Source organism: Streptomyces cupreus, from assembly GCF_014257025.1.
Taxonomy (GTDB): Bacteria; Actinomycetota; Actinomycetes; order Streptomycetales; family Streptomycetaceae; genus Streptomyces; species Streptomyces cupreus.
Window position 1 is genome coordinate 141,598 of sequence record NZ_JACMSF010000011.1, and the last position, 16,184, is coordinate 157,781.

Sequence of the window (16,184 nt, forward strand, 5' to 3'; positions counted from 1 at the left end):
GGCCCAGTGATCAGCCACGCGCGCGTGTCCGCGGAAATCAGCTACGCGCGCGTGTACCTCGGGAAACGCCGCAGACCATGACGATGGTTCCACCCGGTGGCAGCGCACACGTCGCGGGCGGAGCGGATCCGTCGGACAGTGGGTCCATGCGTGTCTTCCGACCGGCCTTCCGAAGATCGCGGGGGGCACGAAGGCGTCGTACCGGCCGAATACCCGGCCCGGCGCTCGCCGCGCTCGGCTGTCTGCCGGGACTCGCCGCGGTCACGGCGCTGGCGCTGTGCGCGAGCGGCGTGGAGCGCCCCTCCACGGTGGCCGCACGGCCCCTCGCGTCCCGCTCAGCCCTGCACACCGCCACCAGGCCGCCCATCGTGCCGCGCTCGGAATGGCTCGACCAGGACATCCGGCGCGAACAGCCGCCACCGCGCTACGACGACAAGGTCGCCGCCGTCTTCATCCACCACACCGACTCGCCCAACGCCTACGCCTGTGCCGAGGCCCCCCGCATCATCCGCTACCTGTACACGGGCCAGACGGGCCCCCGGGACTGGGACGACATCGGCTACAACTTCCTCGTCGACCGCTGCGGCACCATCTACGAGGGCCGCGCGGGCGGCGTCGACCGCCCCGTCACCGGCGCCCACACCCAGGGCTTCAACCACCGCACCGCCGGGATCGCCGCCCTCGGCACCTTCACCGCCGGCGCCGAGGTGCCCAAGGCGATGACCGACTCCATCGCCGCGCTCGCCGCCTGGAAGCTGGGCCTGTCCGGCACCGACCCGCGCGCGAAGGTCCGCCTGGTCTCCAGCAACAGCCTCAGCCGCTACGCGCGCGGCACCAAAGCCACCCTGCCCGCCCTCGCCGGGCACAACGACGGCTACATGACCAGCTGCCCCGGCGCGGCCCTCAGCGCCCACCTCCCCGAGATCCGACAGCTCGCGGCCCGCCTCCAGGGCCGCCACTGAGAGCCACAGGCTCCGAGAGCCTGTGTCACATCCCCGGCCGGGCGCCCGCCGCCTGGCACGCACTCCCCCAGAGGGGGGACCCCCAGCCGCGTTGCCGAACCGCCCACGTGACTCCTCCCCCACGCTCGAACGGCTTCGCCGACTCGCGCGGGGGCACCCCCATCGCCGCCGCGCGCTGATCCGACCGGGGATGTGACACAGGCTCCAAGGCTCACAGGGACGCCACAGCCGGTGCGCAGGCCGCTCAGATCCCGCCGCCCTACCGTCGTGCCCACAAGCCGAACAGAGGTGGGGATCATGAGCAGCAGCATGAGCGGCAGGCGTGTGTGGACGGTCGTCTGCGCGGTCGCGACCGTCGTCCTGGGACCGGCCGCCGTCACGGCATCGGCCCTCGACCAGGCCAACGCGGCCCCGCCGCACCACGCCGTGAAGGTCGACCAGACGCAGGCGTACATCCCGTCGGACTCAAGCCGCCGAAGGTTCTAGTCCCGGAACCGCTCCCACAGCTTGGGGTAACGATCCGCCAGTGCCCGTTCGTTCTCGAAGTCGACCGGGGTGCCCTCCGGTTCCGCGGTGGCGGGTGGGATGCCGAGGTCCGGGGCGACGGTGCCGGTGAGCTGCTCGTAGGCCTCGTCGGCCGCGTAGCCGAGCTCCTCGCCGTCGCCGTCGAACTCCTCGTCGAACTCGTCCAGCAGATCGGCGAGCGAGTCGGGATCGTGCACCCCGCCCTCGTACACCTCCCGGCCCTGGCCGATCAGCCAGCACCGGAAGAAATCGAAGGCGTCGTCGCTCGCGCCGTCCAGCAGCACCCAGGCGGCACCCCACAGGTCCCAGGTGTAGGCGCGGTTGTAGCGGGCCTCGAAGTGACGGGCGAAGTCCAGGATCATCTCGGGGTCCAGCTGGAGCAGCCGGTCCACCAGCAGGTCCGCCTGCTCCTCGGGGTCGCCCTCGGCGGCCTCGCGCGTGGCGTCCACCAGCTCCCAGAACTCCGTCTCGTCCATCACGGGTCCAGCATCGGCCCTTGACGGGTGGGGCGCACGTGGAGTGTGGCGGATTGTTATCGGGCATCCCGCGTGCCGTACAGGGCCGCCAGACGCAGCGCGTCGGCCGCGCAGCGCGCCCGCAGGCTCTCGGGCGCCAGCACCTCCGCCTCGGGGCCCAGCGAGGCGAGCTGGGTGTGCGCGACCTCTTCGGACTCCACGGGCAATGTCACGGTCACCCACCCGTCCCCGTCCGGCTCGCCCGCCAACGCGAGCGCCTCCCGCGCGGCCTGCGGATCGACGGCGTACGGCAGCCTGCGCGCACCGTCCGGAGACAGCCGTACGACCACCTCGGCGCGCAGGATGGACCGTGCGAACTGCCCGGCCCGCTCCTCCCAGAAGCCGGGCAGATCGAACTCCTCGTCCCGCGCGAACCGCTCCTCGTCGGCCTCGACGGCGGTGAACCGGTCTATGCGGTAGACGCGGTACGTCCCGTGCCCGGCGACCCGCGCGCACAGGTACCAGACGCCGGCCTTCAGCACGAGCCCGTACGGTTCCAGCTCCCGCCGCACCTCGCCCTCGCCCCGCCGGTACACCGCGAGGACCCGCCGGTCGTCCCACACGGCCTCCGCGACGGCGGGCAGCAGCGCGGGCGTCTCGGGCTCCTTGAACCAGTTGGGCGCGTCGAGATGGAACCGCTGGGAGGCGGTCCGCGAGGCGTCCTTCAGCGACGGCAGCAGCGCGGCGGACACCTTGAGCCGCGCGGCGGAGGCGGCATCCTCAAGACCCATCTCCCTCAGCGCCCCGGGCACGCCGGACAGGAACAGCGCCTCGGCCTCGCTGCGATGCAGCCCCGTCAGCCGCGTCCGGTACCCGCCGATCAGCCGGTACCCCCCGGCCCGCCCCCGATCCGCATACACCGGTACCCCGGCCTCCGACAGCGCCTGCGCATCCCGGGTCACGGTCCGCTCGGACACCTCAAGCTCCAGCGCCAACTCGGCCGCGGTCATGGAGGGCCGGGACTGGAGCAGCAGGACCATCTTGATGAGACGGGCAGCGCGCATACGGCCATCATGCAGGAGGCCCCCACCGAAGTGAGGGCCTCCTTGACGTCCTGTCTTACAGGCCGTACTTCTCCCGCGCTTCCTTCACCGCCGTCGCCTTGGCCTCGCCGCGCCCCGCGAGCTGGGCCAGGGCCGCGACCACGATGGACTCGGCGTCGACACCGAAGTGACGGCGGGCCGCCTCACGGGTGTCGGAGAGGCCGAAGCCGTCGGCACCCAGCGAGGACCAGTCCTGCTCGACCCACTGCGCGATCTGGTCCGGGACCTGCCGCATGTAGTCGGAGACCGCGAGCACCGGACCCTCGGCACCCTGCAGCGCCTGACGGACGTACGGCACCCGCTCCTCGCCGCGCAGCAGCGCCGCGTCCGCCTCCAGGGCGTCCCGACGCAGCTCCGTCCAGGACGTCGCCGACCAGACGTCGGCCGCGACACCCCACTCCTCGGCGAGCATCCGCTGCGCCTTCAGCGCCCAGTGGATCGCCGTACCGGAGCCCAGCAGCTGGATCCGCGGGGCGCTCGCAGGCACGGTCACGCCCGCCGACTCCGCCGTGTTGAACCGGTACAGGCCCTTGACGATGCCCTCGTCGATACCCAGCCCGGCCGGCTTGGCGGGCTGCGGCAGCGGCTCGTTGTATACGGTCAGGTAGTAGAAGACGTTCGGGTCCTCACCCGGCGCCGCCTCGCCGTACATCCGGCGCAGACCGTCCTTGACGATGGCCGCGACCTCGTAGGCGAAGGCCGGGTCGTAGGTGAGGGCGGCGGGGTTGGTGGCCGCGATAACAGGGGAGTGGCCGTCGGCGTGCTGGAGGCCCTCACCGGTCAGGGTCGTACGACCGGCGGTGGCGCCGACGAGGAAGCCGCGGCCGAGCTGGTCGCCGAGCTGCCACATCTGGTCGGCCGTGCGCTGCCAGCCGAACATCGAGTAGAAGATGTAGAACGGGATCATCGCCTCGCCGTGCGTCGCGTACGCGGTGGACGCGGCGATGAAGTCGGCCATCGAACCGGCCTCGGTGATCCCCTCGTTGAGGATCTGGCCGTTCTTGGCCTCCTTGTAGTACATCAGCTGGTCACGGTCGACCGGCTCGTACGTCTGACCCTTGGGCGAGTAGATGCCCAGCGACGGGAACAGGCTCTCCATACCGAAGGTGCGCGCCTCGTCGGGCACGATCGGCACCCAGCGCTTGCCTGACTCCTTGTCGCGGACCAGGTCCTTGACGAGGCGGACGAAGGCCATGGTGGTGGCGACGTTCTGCGAACCGGAGCCCTTGTCGAAGGAGGCGAAGGCCTTCTCGGCGGGCGCCGGCAGCGGGGCGAGCGCGTGCGTACGACGGGCCGGGGCGGGACCGCCGAGGGCCGCGCGGCGCTCCTGGAGGTAGCGGACCTCGGGGGAGTCGGCGCCGGGATGGCCGTAGGGCACCACACCGTCGACGAAGTCGCTGTCGGAGATGGGCAGTTCAAGAAGATCACGCATCGTCTTGAACTCGTCCACCGTCAGCTTCTTCATCTGGTGGTTGGCGTTCTTCGACGCGAAGCCCTCGCCGAGGGTGTGGCCCTTGACGGTCTGGGCCAGGATCACGGTCGGCGCACCCTTGTGCTCGACGGCTGCCTTGTACGCGGCGTACACCTTGCGCGCCTCGTGACCACCGCGCGAGAGGTGGAAGCACTCCAGGATCTTGTCGTCGCTCAGCAGCTTCGCCATCTCGACGAGCGCCGGGTCGGCGCCGAAGAAGTCCTGGCGGATATAGGCGGCGTCACGCGTCTGGTACGTCTGGACCTGCGCGTCCGGTACCTCGCGCAGCCGGCGTACCAGCGCGCCGGTGGTGTCGAGCGCGAACAGCTCGTCCCACGCCGTACCCCACAGCGTCTTGATGACGTTCCAGCCGGCGCCGCGGAACTGGGCCTCCAGCTCCTGCACGATCTTGAAGTTGGCGCGGACCGGGCCGTCGAGGCGCTGCAGGTTGCAGTTGATGACGAAGGTGAGGTTGTCCAGCTCCTCGCGGGCGGCGAGCGCGAGGGCTGCCGTCGACTCGGGCTCGTCCATCTCGCCGTCGCCGAGGAACGCCCACACGTGCGAGGCGGAGACGTCCTTGATGCCGCGGTTGGTGAGGTACCGGTTGAATCGCGCCTGGTAGATGGCGGAGAGCGGCCCGAGACCCATCGAGACGGTCGGGAACTCCCACAGCCAGGGAAGGCGGCGCGGGTGCGGGTACGACGGGAGGCCGTTGCCGCCGGCCTCCTGACGGAACTTGTCGAGGTGGTGCTCGCTCAGCCGGCCGTCGAGGAAGGCGCGGGCGTAGATGCCGGGGGAGGCGTGGCCCTGGATGTAGAGCTGGTCGCCGGACCCGTCGGCCTCCTTGCCCTTGAAGAAGTGGTTGAAGCCGGTCTCGTACAGCCAGGCAGCGGAGGCGAAGGTGGCGATATGGCCGCCGACGCCGTATTTGCTGCCGCGGGTCACCATGGCGGCCGCGTTCCAGCGGTTCCAGGCGGTGATCTTCCGCTCCATCTCCTCGTCACCGGGGACGGCTGTCTCGGCGGCGGTGGGGATGGTGTTGAGGTAGTCGGTCTCCAGCAGCTTGGGCAGCGCGATGCCCGTGCCCTCCGCGCGCTCCAGCGTGCGGCGCATCAGGTACGCGGCACGGTGCGGGCCGGCCGCCTTGGCGACCGCGTCCAGGGAGGCCTGCCATTCGGCGGTCTCCTCCGGGTCCCGGTCGTGGAGCTGGTCGAGCTCGCTGGACTGGATGGCGTAGGGGTCGGTCATGTCGCCGCCTTCCTCAGTCGAAGGGGGTTCCCTCATCGGTAAGGGTTCGGGGGTGCCCTTGGTCTTTGGCAGGACAGGGCGTGGGTCTCGGTTCAGACCCGTCGGCGACTGTAACTCCCTGATCGATGATCGATCAAAGGGGTGAAGGGCAAAACCTCTCGACAGCGAGAAAGTCGGCACGGGGTGCCTCCGGCGGTGGCACCGGGTGACTCGCGTTTCCGCAGGTGAGCCCACGTATGAGCGGGGCCCCGCTCAGGGCTCGTGGCGCGGGGCGCAGCCGAGGACGTGAGCCTTGACCAGTTCCGCGATCCTGGGATCCCGCCTCCGAAACGCCTGCACGAGCTCCTCGTGCTCTTCGGCGTACGACTGCTGCACGGTCCCGAGCCACCGGATCGACAGCGCGGTGAAGACCTCGATGCCGAGCCCTTCCCAGGTGTGCAGCAGCACGGAGTTCCCGGCGGCCCGCACCAGCTCCCGATGGAAGCCGACGGTGTGCCGGACCTGGGCGGTACCGTCGGCCTCCCGGTCGGCGTCGTACAGCGCGGCGACATGCGGCTCCAGCGCCGAGCAGTCCTCCGCCAGCCGCTCCGCGGCCAGCTCCGCGGCGATGGCCTCCAGGCCGGCCCGCACGGGGTAGCTCTCCTCCAGATCGGCGGCGGTCAGATTCCTGACCCGCACGCCCTTGTTCGGCGCCGACTCGATCAGCCGCAGCGACTCCAGCTCACGCAGCGCCTCACGCACCGGCGTCTGGCTGACCTCAAGCTCGGTCGCGATCCGCCGCTCCACGATCCGCTCACCCGGCTGCCAGCGCCCGCTGATGATCCCTTCCAGGATGTGCTCGCGGATCTGTTCCCGCAGCGAGTGGACGACGGGCGCGGTCATGAGGGCTCCTTAGGGCGCGCGTTTGACGTTTTAGACAATAAGGCCGCCTTGGGGTCCCGTAGGGGTGCACAGGGACGCTTTCGTGCAGGTGAGACGAGACTTACACGCTACGGCCGACCATCCGGGCCACCGAGCAGCGGCTTTTTGCGCAGCCGCGTGGAGAATCCACCACCTCGCGGCTTGACGGTGTCCCGCTTGGGCGGCACGCGGTACTCGGGGCCGACGAGGTGCAGGGCCTCGGCGAAGACACCCGGTGCGGTGCGCGGCTGAGGCCGTCGCGGCTCGGATCCTCCACCACAGTGGGCGTATATCCGTACTCCTCCAACAGCGAGCAGAGTTCGCTCAACTGGTCGCTGGCCCCCGCGAGTTCGAGAGATGAACCACTCTCGTATCTCTGGACCACAACCCCAAGAACAGTCCCCCGAATCCCCTGCTCACTCACCCGACTCACCCACCAACGTCAGCGCGGTAACCGTCGACTCCGCGCGCCCCTCGACCCGTACCGCCAACCGATAAGCCCCGCCCTCCGGAGCAGGGAGAACGCCCCGATACCGCCCACCCCCAAGGTTCCGAAGCGACCGGGACGATGGGCCCCGCCCATCCGCCGGCCGCAGCTCAGCGACCACCAGCAGCTCTTCGTGCCCGGGCGCCGAAACCGCCACCTCATACGGCTCCCCATGCGCGAGCAACGACGGAGCCAGCACGCTCAGCGCCGGTATGTCCATGTCCTCCTACCCGCGATGGAACGGCGCCGGATGCCCGAGCCACTCGAACAACGCATCCCGCACTCCACGGTTGTGCTGGAGCGAGCCGTGCTGCTCGTTGGAGGTGAGCGAAGTAGTCATCAGATGCCCCGTACCGGCGGTATTGGCCGGCCGAGCCGACAAGCGCGGCACCGTGCCGTCCCCGCCCTCGTCCACCCGTCGATCTCCCAGGAGGGGACCAGCACACCGTCCGCGTACACCCCGGTCGTCGCCGTCGGCTGGCGGACGCCCACGACCGTCACCAGGTCGGTTCGGGAGTCGCGGCCGGGAGCCTCGGCCGCCCGGCGCAGCTCGTCGTGGAAGTCGCGCGCGTCGGCCAAGAGCCTTCCGTCCGGGCCGGGCAGCCCCGTGAGGTCGCGGGCATGAACGAGACCCTCGGCCGTCGAGACGCACGCGTAGTCCGGCACCAGCTGATGCAGCGAGGGCAGAGACCGGGCAAGCGGGTGACCTCATGGCCGCCGAGGCACTCGACCTAGAACCGGGCCACCAGCCCGCCCATCGAGTGGCAGATGAGACACGGACGTTACGGCGCTCCGGGGCCGAGGACTGCCAACGCTCCAGTTCTTCCGCGACGCGCCTCTTCAACAGACCCGCGTTGTAGCGGCACGAGAGCCGCCAGTCGTAGCCGAACTCCACGAGGTTCGCGGGGGTGTTGGGAGGGCCGTTCGGCTGGCGGCTACGCAGGGTGAAATTCTGTTCGAGCCAGCGGAGCAGGGAGTCGTAGTATGCCGTCGCCGGGGTGGTCGTCGCCGATGTCGACCGGCAGCCGTAATCCCTTCATCGACCGGCTGAAAGTGTGCAGGGCTCGCCATAACGCACCCCCGGACACATCCCAGACCGCGCCGCCGTCGGCGTTCGCCAGCCGGGTCCCCATGATGCCCGGCAGCACCACCACAAGGTCATGGACAGGTGCGCGCTTCATGCGGCGGCTCCCCCGTTGCGCGTGAGTTCACTCACGGTAGCGGGACAGGGGAAGCCTCATCAGGCGAATACAGGCGAATACGGCGCCCTCGCCCGGAAAGCTCCGGACGGGGGCGCCGTCGTACAGACGAAGTGGGTTACAGACCGAGCTCGACCTCGAACTCGCCCGCCTCCAGGATCGCCTTGACCGCGGTCAGGTAGCGGGCCGCGTCGGCACCGTCCACCAGGCGGTGGTCGTAGGACAGGGTCAGGTACGTCATGTCGCGGACGCCGATGACCGAGCCCTCCTCCGTCTCGATGACGGCCGGGCGCTTGACCGTGGCGCCGATGCCGAGGATCGCGACCTGGCCCGGCGGCACGATGATCGTGTCGAAGAGCGCACCGCGCGAACCGGTGTTGGAGATGGTGAAGGTCGCGCCCGACAGCTCGTCCGGCGTGATCTTGCTGGCCCGGACCTTGCCGGCCAGGTCGGCGGTGGCCTTGGCGATGCCGGCGAGGTTGAGGTCACCGGCGTTCTTGATGACCGGGGTCATCAGGCCCTTCTCGGAGTCCACCGCGATACCGATGTTCTCGGTGTCGAAGTAGGTGATGGTCCCCTCGGCCTCGTTGATCTTGGCGTTGATGGCCGGGTGGGCCTTCAGCGCCTGGGCCGCGGCCTTGACGAAGAACGGCATCGGGGAGAGCTTGACGCCCTCACGGGCCGCGAACGCGTCCTTGGCCCGGCCGCGCAGCTTCATCAGGCGGGTGACGTCGACCTCGACGACCGAGGACAGCTGCGCCTGCTCGTGCAGCGCCTTGACCATGTTGTCGCCGATGACCTTGCGGATGCGCGGCATCTTGACGGTCTGGCCGCGGAGGGGGGAGACCTCCAGCGCCGGGGCCTTCTTGGCGGCGGCCGGAGCAGCCGCGGCGGGGGCCGGGGCAGCGGCGGCGGCCTTCGCGGCCTCGGCGGCGGCGATGACGTCCTGCTTGCGGATACGACCGCCGACGCCGGTGCCCTTGATGGCGGCCAGGTCGACGCCGTTCTCGGCGGCGAGCTTGCGCACCAGCGGGGTGACGTAGGCACCCTCGTCGGTCGCCTGCGCGGCGGGCGCCGGAGCGGCCGGAGCGGGGGTGACCGGGGCCGGAGCGGCCGGGGCGGGCGCCGGGGCGGCCGGCGCCGGGGCGGCCGGAGCCGGGGCGGCGGCGACCGGCGCGGGAGCCGGGGCCGGAGCGGCAGGCGCGGCCGGGGCCGCCGGAGCGGGCGCGGGCGCCGGAGCGGCGGCCGGGGCAGGGGCGGCGGGGGCCGGGGCAGCGGCCGGAGCCGCACCCGCGGCGCCGATGACGGCCAGCTTGGCGCCGACCTCGGCCGTCTCGTCCTCGCCGACCACGATCTCCAGCAGCGTGCCGGAGGCGGGCGCCGGGATCTCGGTGTCGACCTTGTCCGTCGACACCTCAAGCAGCGGCTCGTCGGCCTCGACGCTGTCACCGACCGACTTCAGCCAGCGGGTGACGGTGCCCTCGGTGACGGACTCACCGAGCGCGGGAAGGACGACGTCGGTGCCCTCGGCGCCACCGGCCGGAGCGGCGGGGGCGGCCGGGGCCTCGGGGGCCGGGGCGGGGGCAGGGGCCTCGGCCACCGGAGCGGCCGGGGCCGGAGCCTCGGCAGCGGCGGGGGCCGGAGCGGCAGCCGGCGCACCGGTGCCGTCGTCGATGACGGCCAGCTCGGCGCCGACCTCAACGGTCTCGTCCTCGGCGACCTTGATGGAGGCCAGGACACCGGCGGCAGGCGAGGGGATCTCGGTGTCGACCTTGTCGGTCGAGACTTCGAGCAGCGGCTCGTCGGCCTCGACGCGCTCGCCCTCGGCCTTCAGCCAGCGGGTGACAGTGCCCTCGGTGACGCTCTCGCCGAGCGCCGGAAGGGTTACGGAAACCGCCATGGTTTCGGTTGCTCCTAACGGATTGCGGAAGTCTGTGTCGTCGCGTTCGTCGACCGAGGGGTCAGTCGTGCGCGTGAAGCGGCTTGCCCGCCAGGGCCAGGTGGGCCTCGCCCATCGCCTCGTTCTGCGTCGGGTGGGCGTGGATGAGCTGGGCGACCTCGGCCGGCAGCGCCTCCCAGTTGTAGATCAGCTGGGCCTCACCGACCTGCTCGCCCATGCGGTCGCCGACCATGTGGACGCCGACCACCGCACCGTCCTTCACCTGGACGAGCTTGATCTCGCCCGCGGTGTTGAGGATCTTGCTCTTTCCGTTGCCCGCCAGGTTGTACTTCAGAGCGACGACCTTGTCCGCGCCGTAGATCTCCTTGGCCTTGGCCTCGGTGATACCGACGGAGGCGACCTCCGGGTGGCAGTAGGTCACACGGGGGACACCGTCGTAGTCGATCGGGACGACCTTCAGACCGGCCAGACGCTCCGCCACCAGGATGCCCTCGGCGAAGCCGACGTGCGCGAGCTGGAGGGTCGGGACGAGGTCACCGACGGCGGAGATGGTCGGGACGTTGGTGCGCATGTACTCGTCGACCAGGACGTAGCCGCGGTCCATGGCGACACCCTGCTCCTCGTAACCGAGGCCGGCGGAGACCGGACCACGGCCGACGGCGACGAGCAGGACCTCGGCCTCGAACTCCTTGCCGTCGGCGAGGGTGACCTTGACACCGTCCTGGGTGTACTCGGCCTTCTGGAAGAAGGTGCCCAGGTTGAACTTGATGCCGCGCTTGCGGAACGCGCGCTCAAGAAGCTTGGAGGAGTTCTCGTCCTCGACCGGGACGAGGTGCTTCAGGCCCTCGACGACGGTGACGTCGGAGCCGAAGGACTTCCACGCCGAGGCGAACTCGACGCCGATGACGCCGCCGCCGAGGACGATCGCCGACTTCGGCACACGGTCCAGGACGAGGGCGTGGTCCGAGGAGATGATGCGGTTGCCGTCGATCTCCAGGCCGGGCAGCGACTTCGGCACGGAGCCGGTCGCCAGCAGGACGTGACGGCCCTGGACGCGCCGGCCGTTCACGTCGACGGAGGTGGGGGAGGACAGACGGCCCTCACCCTCGATGTACGTCACCTTCCGGGAGGCGATGAGCCCCTGGAGCCCCTTGTACAGGCCGGCGACGACGCCGTCCTTGTACTTGTGGACGGCCGGGACGTCGATGCCCTCGAAGGTGGTCTTCACACCGAACTGCTCGCTCTCGCGGGCCTGGTCGGCGATCTCGCCCGCGTGCAGCAGAGCCTTCGTGGGAATGCAACCCCGGTGCAGGCAGGTGCCGCCGACCTTGTCCTTCTCGATCAGGGCGACGTCCAGGCCCAGCTGCGCCCCGCGCAGGGCCGCGGCGTAACCACCGCTACCACCGCCGAGGATCACTAGGTCGAAAACGGTGCTGGCGTCGTTCGCCACGTCACGTCCTCCATGCATGTGCGCCACGCCGGTCTCCAGTGACCGGTCGGCGGCTGGTGTCCGGCCGCTCTTTGCTTTCGGCCCTTCGGTGGGGGCCCTGTCCTGCCGAGCCCCATCTTCGCACTTGTCGGCACCGGACGAGACGCCGGGCCGACGTGTGAGACACCACACGCTCACAAGGGAGCGGCAGGCCAAAGTGAGGACGGGGCCCCGCTCTACCCGCGTGCGAGGCCCCGTCGAGGAGATCAGCCCAGGTCGCCGGCCGCCGTCAGCTCCGCCAGCCGCACCAGCGTCCGCACACCGGAGCCCGTGCCGCCCTTCGGCGTGTACCCGAACGGTCCCTGCTCGTTGAAGGCCGGGCCCGCGATGTCGAGGTGCGCCCACGTGATGCCCTCGCCGACGAACTCGCGCAGGAAGATCCCGGCGACCAGGCCGCCGCCCATCCGCTCACCCATGTTCGCGAGGTCGGCGGTGGGGGAGTCCATGCCCTTGCGCAGGTGTTCCGGCAGCGGCATCGGCCAGGACGGCTCGCCGACCTCCTCCGCGGCCTCGACGATCGCCGTACGGAAGGCGTCGTCGTTGGCCATGACCCCGAACGTCCGGTTCCCCAGCGCGAGCACCATCGCCCCGGTCAGCGTCGCCACGTCGACGATCGCGTCCGGCTTCTCCTCCGACGCCGCCCACAGGGCGTCCGCCAGCACCAGGCGCCCCTCGGCGTCGGTGTTGAGGACCTCCACGGTCTTGCCGCTGTACATGCGCAGCACGTCACCGGGGCGGGTGGCGGAGCCGGAGGGCATGTTCTCGGCCAGCGCCAGCCAGCCGGTGACGTTGACCTCCAGGCCGAGCCGGGCCGCGGCGACGACGGCGGCGAAAACCGCGGCGGCGCCGCTCATGTCGCACTTCATCGTCTCGTTGTGCCCGGCGGGCTTCAGCGAGATGCCGCCCGAGTCGTAGGTGATGCCCTTGCCCACGAACGCGAGGTGCTTCTTCGCCTTCGAGTGCGTGTAGGACAGCTTCACCAGCCGCGGCCCCGCCGCGGACCCGGCGCCGACGCCGAGGATGCCGCCGTAGCCGCCCTTCTGGAGGGCCTTCTCGTCGAACACCTGCACCTTGATGCCGTGCTCCTTGGCCGCCACCTGGGCGACCGCGGCGAATGCCTCCGGGTTGAGGTCGTTCGGCGGGGTGTTGACCAGGTCCCGGGCGCGGTTGAGCTCCTCGGTGAGGGCGGTGGCCCGCTCGACGGCGGCCTTGTACGCCTTGTCCCGGGGCTTGCCGCCGAGCAGGGCGACCTCGCCGAGCGGACCCTTGGCGTTGCCCTTGGCGTCCTTGGCGTTGTCCTTGTAGGCGTCGAAGGAGTACGCGCCGAGCAGCGCGCCCTCCGCGACGGCACCGGCGTCCGCGGCGTCGGCGAGGGGAAGAGCGAAGGCGGCCTTCTTGGAGCCGGCCAGCGCACGCGCCGCCGCACCCGCGGCCTTGCGCAGCGCCTCCGCGCTGTACTCGGCGTCCTTCTCGGGCTCCGCGCCGAGGCCGACGGCCACCACGAGGGGAGCCTTGAAGCCGGTCGGCGCCGGGAGCTTGGTCACCTCGCCCTCGCCGCCGGAGGCACCGAGGGTCTCCAGGACGCCGGCGAGCCGGCCGTCGTAGGCCTTGTCCAGGGCTTCGGCGCCCGGGGCGACCACGGGGCCCTTGGCGCCCTTGGCGACACCGATCACGATCGCGTCGGCCCGCAGGCCGGGCGCCGCGGCGGTGCTGAGAGTGAGAGCAGTCACGGTGGTGAAATCTCGCTTCCGATGTGAAGTTGCAGTGGCCGAAAGGTGGTGGGTCGACCGGGCCCGACGGCCGACCCTAATTCCGAGGTGAGGGTGCGGGCTCAGCGGGGCCTTCCCCGGTGCGGCTGACACTCGGGACGAGCCTACGCGCGTGTGTCCCGTTCGCTCATTCCTACGGGCGTTCACCTGTCGGTGGCGTCACGGCCACTTCCCGCGAGGTGCCCGGAGTGGGAGATCATCCATGGGGTACGTTGCCGCACGCCTTGGAGCCCGCCCGGTGAGACGCCTTTACGCTCTGGCCGCCCTGTTCACCCTGCTGCTCGCGGGCTGCACGACCGCCTCCGACGGCAAGTCACCGGGCCCCCGCTGGCAGCCTCGCCCCCGCACGGACTGGCAGTGGCAGCTGAGCGGCCGCCTGGACACGTCCGTGGACGTGCCGGTCTACGACATCGACGGCTTCGACCACTCGGAGAGGACGGTCGAGGGCCTGCACGGGGACGGCCGCAAGGTGATCTGCTATCTCTCCACCGGCGCCTGGGAGGACTTCCGCCCGGACGCGGACGAGTTCCCGGACGACGTGCTGGGGCGGGGGAACGGCTGGGAGGGCGAGCGCTGGCTGGACATCCGCCGCACGGACGTACTGGAGCCGCTCATGGCCGCCCGTCTCGACATGTGCCGCGACAAGGGCTTCGACGCGGTCGAGCCGGACAACATGGACGGCTACCGCAACCGCACCGGCTTCCCGCTCACCGCCCGCGACCAGCTCCGCTACAACCGCCTGATCGCGAAACTGGCCCATGACCGTGGTCTTGCCGTCGGCCTCAAGAACGACCTGGAGCAGATCCCGGAACTGGTCGGCGACTTCGACTTCGCGGTGAACGAACAGTGCGCGCAGTACGGGGAGTGCGGCGCGCTGAAGCCGTTCATCGACGCGGACAAGGCGGTCTTCCACGTCGAGTACGAACTGCCGACGAGCCGCTTCTGCCCGCAGTCCCGTCGCCTGGGACTGAGCTCGCTGCTGAAGAAGTACGAGCTGGGGGCCTGGCGCGAGGCCTGTTAGAGACCGAGCGTCAGCACGACGAGGGCGGTCGTGGCGGCGGTCTCCGCGACCCCGCCGAAGACATCGCCGGTGACTCCGCCGAAGCGGCTGACGCAGCGGCGCAGGAGGAGTTCGGCGAGGGCGAGGGCGGCGAGGACGGCGAGGGCGGTGCGTATGACGTCGTCGGCGCCGAAGAGCGCCCCGGCGGCGCCCGCGCCCAGGGCGACGGCGACGGTCACGGCCACCGCCGACCGCACCGGCACGACTCCGGCGACGGCCGCGCCGAGCCCCTCCGGCCGGGCGGCGGGCACTCCGGCGCGGGCGGCGAGGGTGAGCGCCAGCCGGGCGGCGACGGCCGAGACCAGGGCGGCGAGGGCACCGCGGGCCCAGGAGTCGTCGTAGAGCCGCGCGAGGGCGGCGACCTGGGCGAGCAGCACGAAGAGGAGGGTGATGACGCCGAAGGGTCCGATGTCCGACTGCTTCATGATCCGCAGCGCGTCCTCGGCCGGCTTACCGCTGCCGAGCCCGTCGGCGGTGTCGGCGAGCCCGTCGAGATGCAGCCCACGGGTGAGCAGAGCGGGCACGGCGGCAGAGGCGACGGCGGCGAGCAGCACCCCGGCCCCCAGGAAGAGCAACACAAGCCCGAGGGCCCCGGCGAACCCCCCGACGACCACCCCGACCAGTGGAGCACCGAGCATGCCCCCACGTGCGGCATCCCGATCCCACCGCTCGACCCTGACCGGAAGAACGGTGAGGGTGCCGAAGGAGAAACGGAGACCGTGCAGGCCGGGAGCTCGGGACATCCGGGAAGGCTAGCCGACGGGCGACCGAGCGAAACCACCCCCACGGCCCAACCCCGGCCGCAGCCTCACTCCATCCCGGGCAGACTCGCCACCATGGGGCACTGGCTACACCGCAACATCATCGAACCGGGCAAGCTGCCCCTCCTGCTCGCCCTCACGGCCTTCGTCCTCACCTTCGTCATCACCCGGGTCGTCACCCGCCTCATCCGCGCGGGCAAGGGCCCCTTCGGCAACGTCCAGGCCGGCGGAGTGCACATCCACCACGTCGTCCCCGGCGTGGTCCTCACCGTCCTCGGCGGCTTCGGCGCGGTGGCGAGCAGCCGGTACGGCTTCGGCGCGGCCGTGTTCGCCGTGGTCTTCGGTATCGGGGCAGGACTGGTCCTCGACGAGTTCGCGCTGATCCTGCACCTGGCCGACGTCTACTGGACCGAGGCGGGCCGCCAGAGCGTCGAGGCCGTCGTCCTCACCGCGGCCCTGGTCGGCCTGGTCCTCTCCGGCTTCTCCCCGTTCGGCGTCAACGACCTGGGCGAGGACGAGCTGCAGGACCGCGGCTCGGTCATCTGGACGGTCGCGACGAACTTCGTCTTCTCCCTGGTGGCCCTCTACAAGGGCAAGGTCCGGCTGGCCGTCTTCGGTGTGATCGTCCCCGTCCTGGCCCTGGTCGGCGCCATCCGCCTGGCCCGCCCGGACTCCCCCTGGTCCCGACGTTTCTACGGCCGCCGCCCGCGCGCCCGCGCGAAATCCGTGCTGCGCGCCTTCCGCCACGACAAACGCTGGGCGGGCCTCAGCCGCAAACTTCAGGACTGGATCGGCGGCAAGCCGGACCCGGACCGCTTCCTGGACCCCCGCTGACGCGGTTCGGCCACCGCCACC

At 71.0% G+C, this 16,184-nt stretch carries 14 protein-coding genes; 4 read left to right on the forward strand and 10 right to left on the reverse strand.

Annotation, left to right across the window (positions count from 1 at the left end; genetic code table 11):
• Nucleotides 1–146 precede the first annotated feature (146 nt).
• Both H4N64_RS13270 and H4N64_RS13275 read left to right on the forward strand, forming a co-directional pair.
• A complete protein-coding gene (locus H4N64_RS13270; RefSeq protein ID WP_260859703.1) occupies nucleotides 147–962 on the forward strand; it encodes a peptidoglycan recognition protein family protein in 816 nt (271 codons plus the stop codon).
• A 297-nt stretch (nucleotides 963–1,259) separates the two neighbouring features.
• Nucleotides 1,260–1,448: a hypothetical protein gene (locus H4N64_RS13275; protein WP_186282472.1), complete on the forward strand. Its 189-nt coding sequence runs from the start codon at nucleotides 1,260–1,262 to the stop codon at nucleotides 1,446–1,448.
• Here H4N64_RS13275 and H4N64_RS13280 read toward each other — a convergent pair.
• From H4N64_RS13280 to H4N64_RS13315, 9 genes are all read right to left on the reverse strand, one after another.
• Nucleotides 1,445–1,963, reverse strand: a complete 519-nt coding sequence (locus H4N64_RS13280; protein ID WP_186282505.1) for a DUF4240 domain-containing protein — start codon at nucleotides 1,961–1,963, stop codon at nucleotides 1,445–1,447. The genes H4N64_RS13275 and H4N64_RS13280 overlap by 4 nt on opposite strands.
• A gap of 56 nt (nucleotides 1,964–2,019) precedes the next feature.
• Complete coding sequence (locus H4N64_RS13285; RefSeq protein ID WP_186282473.1) at nucleotides 2,020–3,006, reverse strand: helix-turn-helix transcriptional regulator; 987 nt, start codon at nucleotides 3,004–3,006, stop codon at nucleotides 2,020–2,022.
• Nucleotides 3,007–3,061: 55 nt separating this feature from the next.
• The gene (gene aceE / locus H4N64_RS13290; RefSeq protein ID WP_186282474.1) at nucleotides 3,062–5,764 is read right to left on the reverse strand and encodes a pyruvate dehydrogenase (acetyl-transferring), homodimeric type; all 2,703 of its coding nucleotides are present in this window, start codon (nucleotides 5,762–5,764) and stop codon (nucleotides 3,062–3,064) included.
• 252 nt (nucleotides 5,765–6,016) lie between these two features.
• On the reverse strand, nucleotides 6,017–6,646 hold the full coding sequence (locus H4N64_RS13295; protein ID WP_186282475.1) for a GntR family transcriptional regulator: 630 nt from the start codon (nucleotides 6,644–6,646) through the stop codon (nucleotides 6,017–6,019).
• 844 nt (nucleotides 6,647–7,490) lie between these two features.
• A complete protein-coding gene (locus tag H4N64_RS45035; RefSeq protein WP_260859704.1) occupies nucleotides 7,491–7,817 on the reverse strand; it encodes a hypothetical protein in 327 nt (108 codons plus the stop codon).
• A 269-nt stretch (nucleotides 7,818–8,086) separates the two neighbouring features.
• Nucleotides 8,087–8,332: a hypothetical protein gene (locus H4N64_RS45040; RefSeq protein WP_260859705.1), complete on the reverse strand. Its 246-nt coding sequence runs from the start codon at nucleotides 8,330–8,332 to the stop codon at nucleotides 8,087–8,089.
• Between the two features lie 136 nt (nucleotides 8,333–8,468).
• Entirely contained in the window at nucleotides 8,469–10,250 is a 1,782-nt protein-coding gene (gene sucB / locus H4N64_RS13305) for a 2-oxoglutarate dehydrogenase, E2 component, dihydrolipoamide succinyltransferase (RefSeq protein WP_186282476.1), read from the reverse strand.
• Nucleotides 10,251–10,311: 61 nt separating this feature from the next.
• Nucleotides 10,312–11,700, reverse strand: coding sequence for a dihydrolipoyl dehydrogenase (lpdA, locus tag H4N64_RS13310; protein ID WP_186282477.1), 1,389 nt, complete (start codon nucleotides 11,698–11,700; stop codon nucleotides 10,312–10,314).
• 245 nt (nucleotides 11,701–11,945) lie between these two features.
• Nucleotides 11,946–13,469, reverse strand: coding sequence for a leucyl aminopeptidase (locus H4N64_RS13315; protein ID WP_186282478.1), 1,524 nt, complete (start codon nucleotides 13,467–13,469; stop codon nucleotides 11,946–11,948).
• A gap of 277 nt (nucleotides 13,470–13,746) precedes the next feature.
• On the opposite strand from H4N64_RS13315, the gene H4N64_RS13320 reads away from it, so the two are divergent.
• Nucleotides 13,747–14,529 carry an endo alpha-1,4 polygalactosaminidase gene (locus H4N64_RS13320; RefSeq protein WP_186282479.1) on the forward strand — a complete coding sequence of 261 codons (783 nt, stop codon included), beginning with the start codon at nucleotides 13,747–13,749 and terminating at the stop codon, nucleotides 14,527–14,529.
• Here the strand turns inward: H4N64_RS13320 and cobS are convergent.
• Nucleotides 14,526–15,311 carry an adenosylcobinamide-GDP ribazoletransferase gene (gene cobS, locus H4N64_RS13325; protein ID WP_186282480.1) on the reverse strand — a complete coding sequence of 262 codons (786 nt, stop codon included), beginning with the start codon at nucleotides 15,309–15,311 and terminating at the stop codon, nucleotides 14,526–14,528. The genes H4N64_RS13320 and cobS overlap by 4 nt on opposite strands.
• Before the next feature lie 93 nt (nucleotides 15,312–15,404).
• Between cobS and H4N64_RS13330 the strand changes: the two genes are divergently transcribed.
• Nucleotides 15,405–16,163 carry a hypothetical protein gene (locus H4N64_RS13330; RefSeq protein WP_186282481.1) on the forward strand — a complete coding sequence of 253 codons (759 nt, stop codon included), beginning with the start codon at nucleotides 15,405–15,407 and terminating at the stop codon, nucleotides 16,161–16,163.
• The last annotated feature ends 21 nt before the right edge of the window (nucleotides 16,164–16,184 follow it).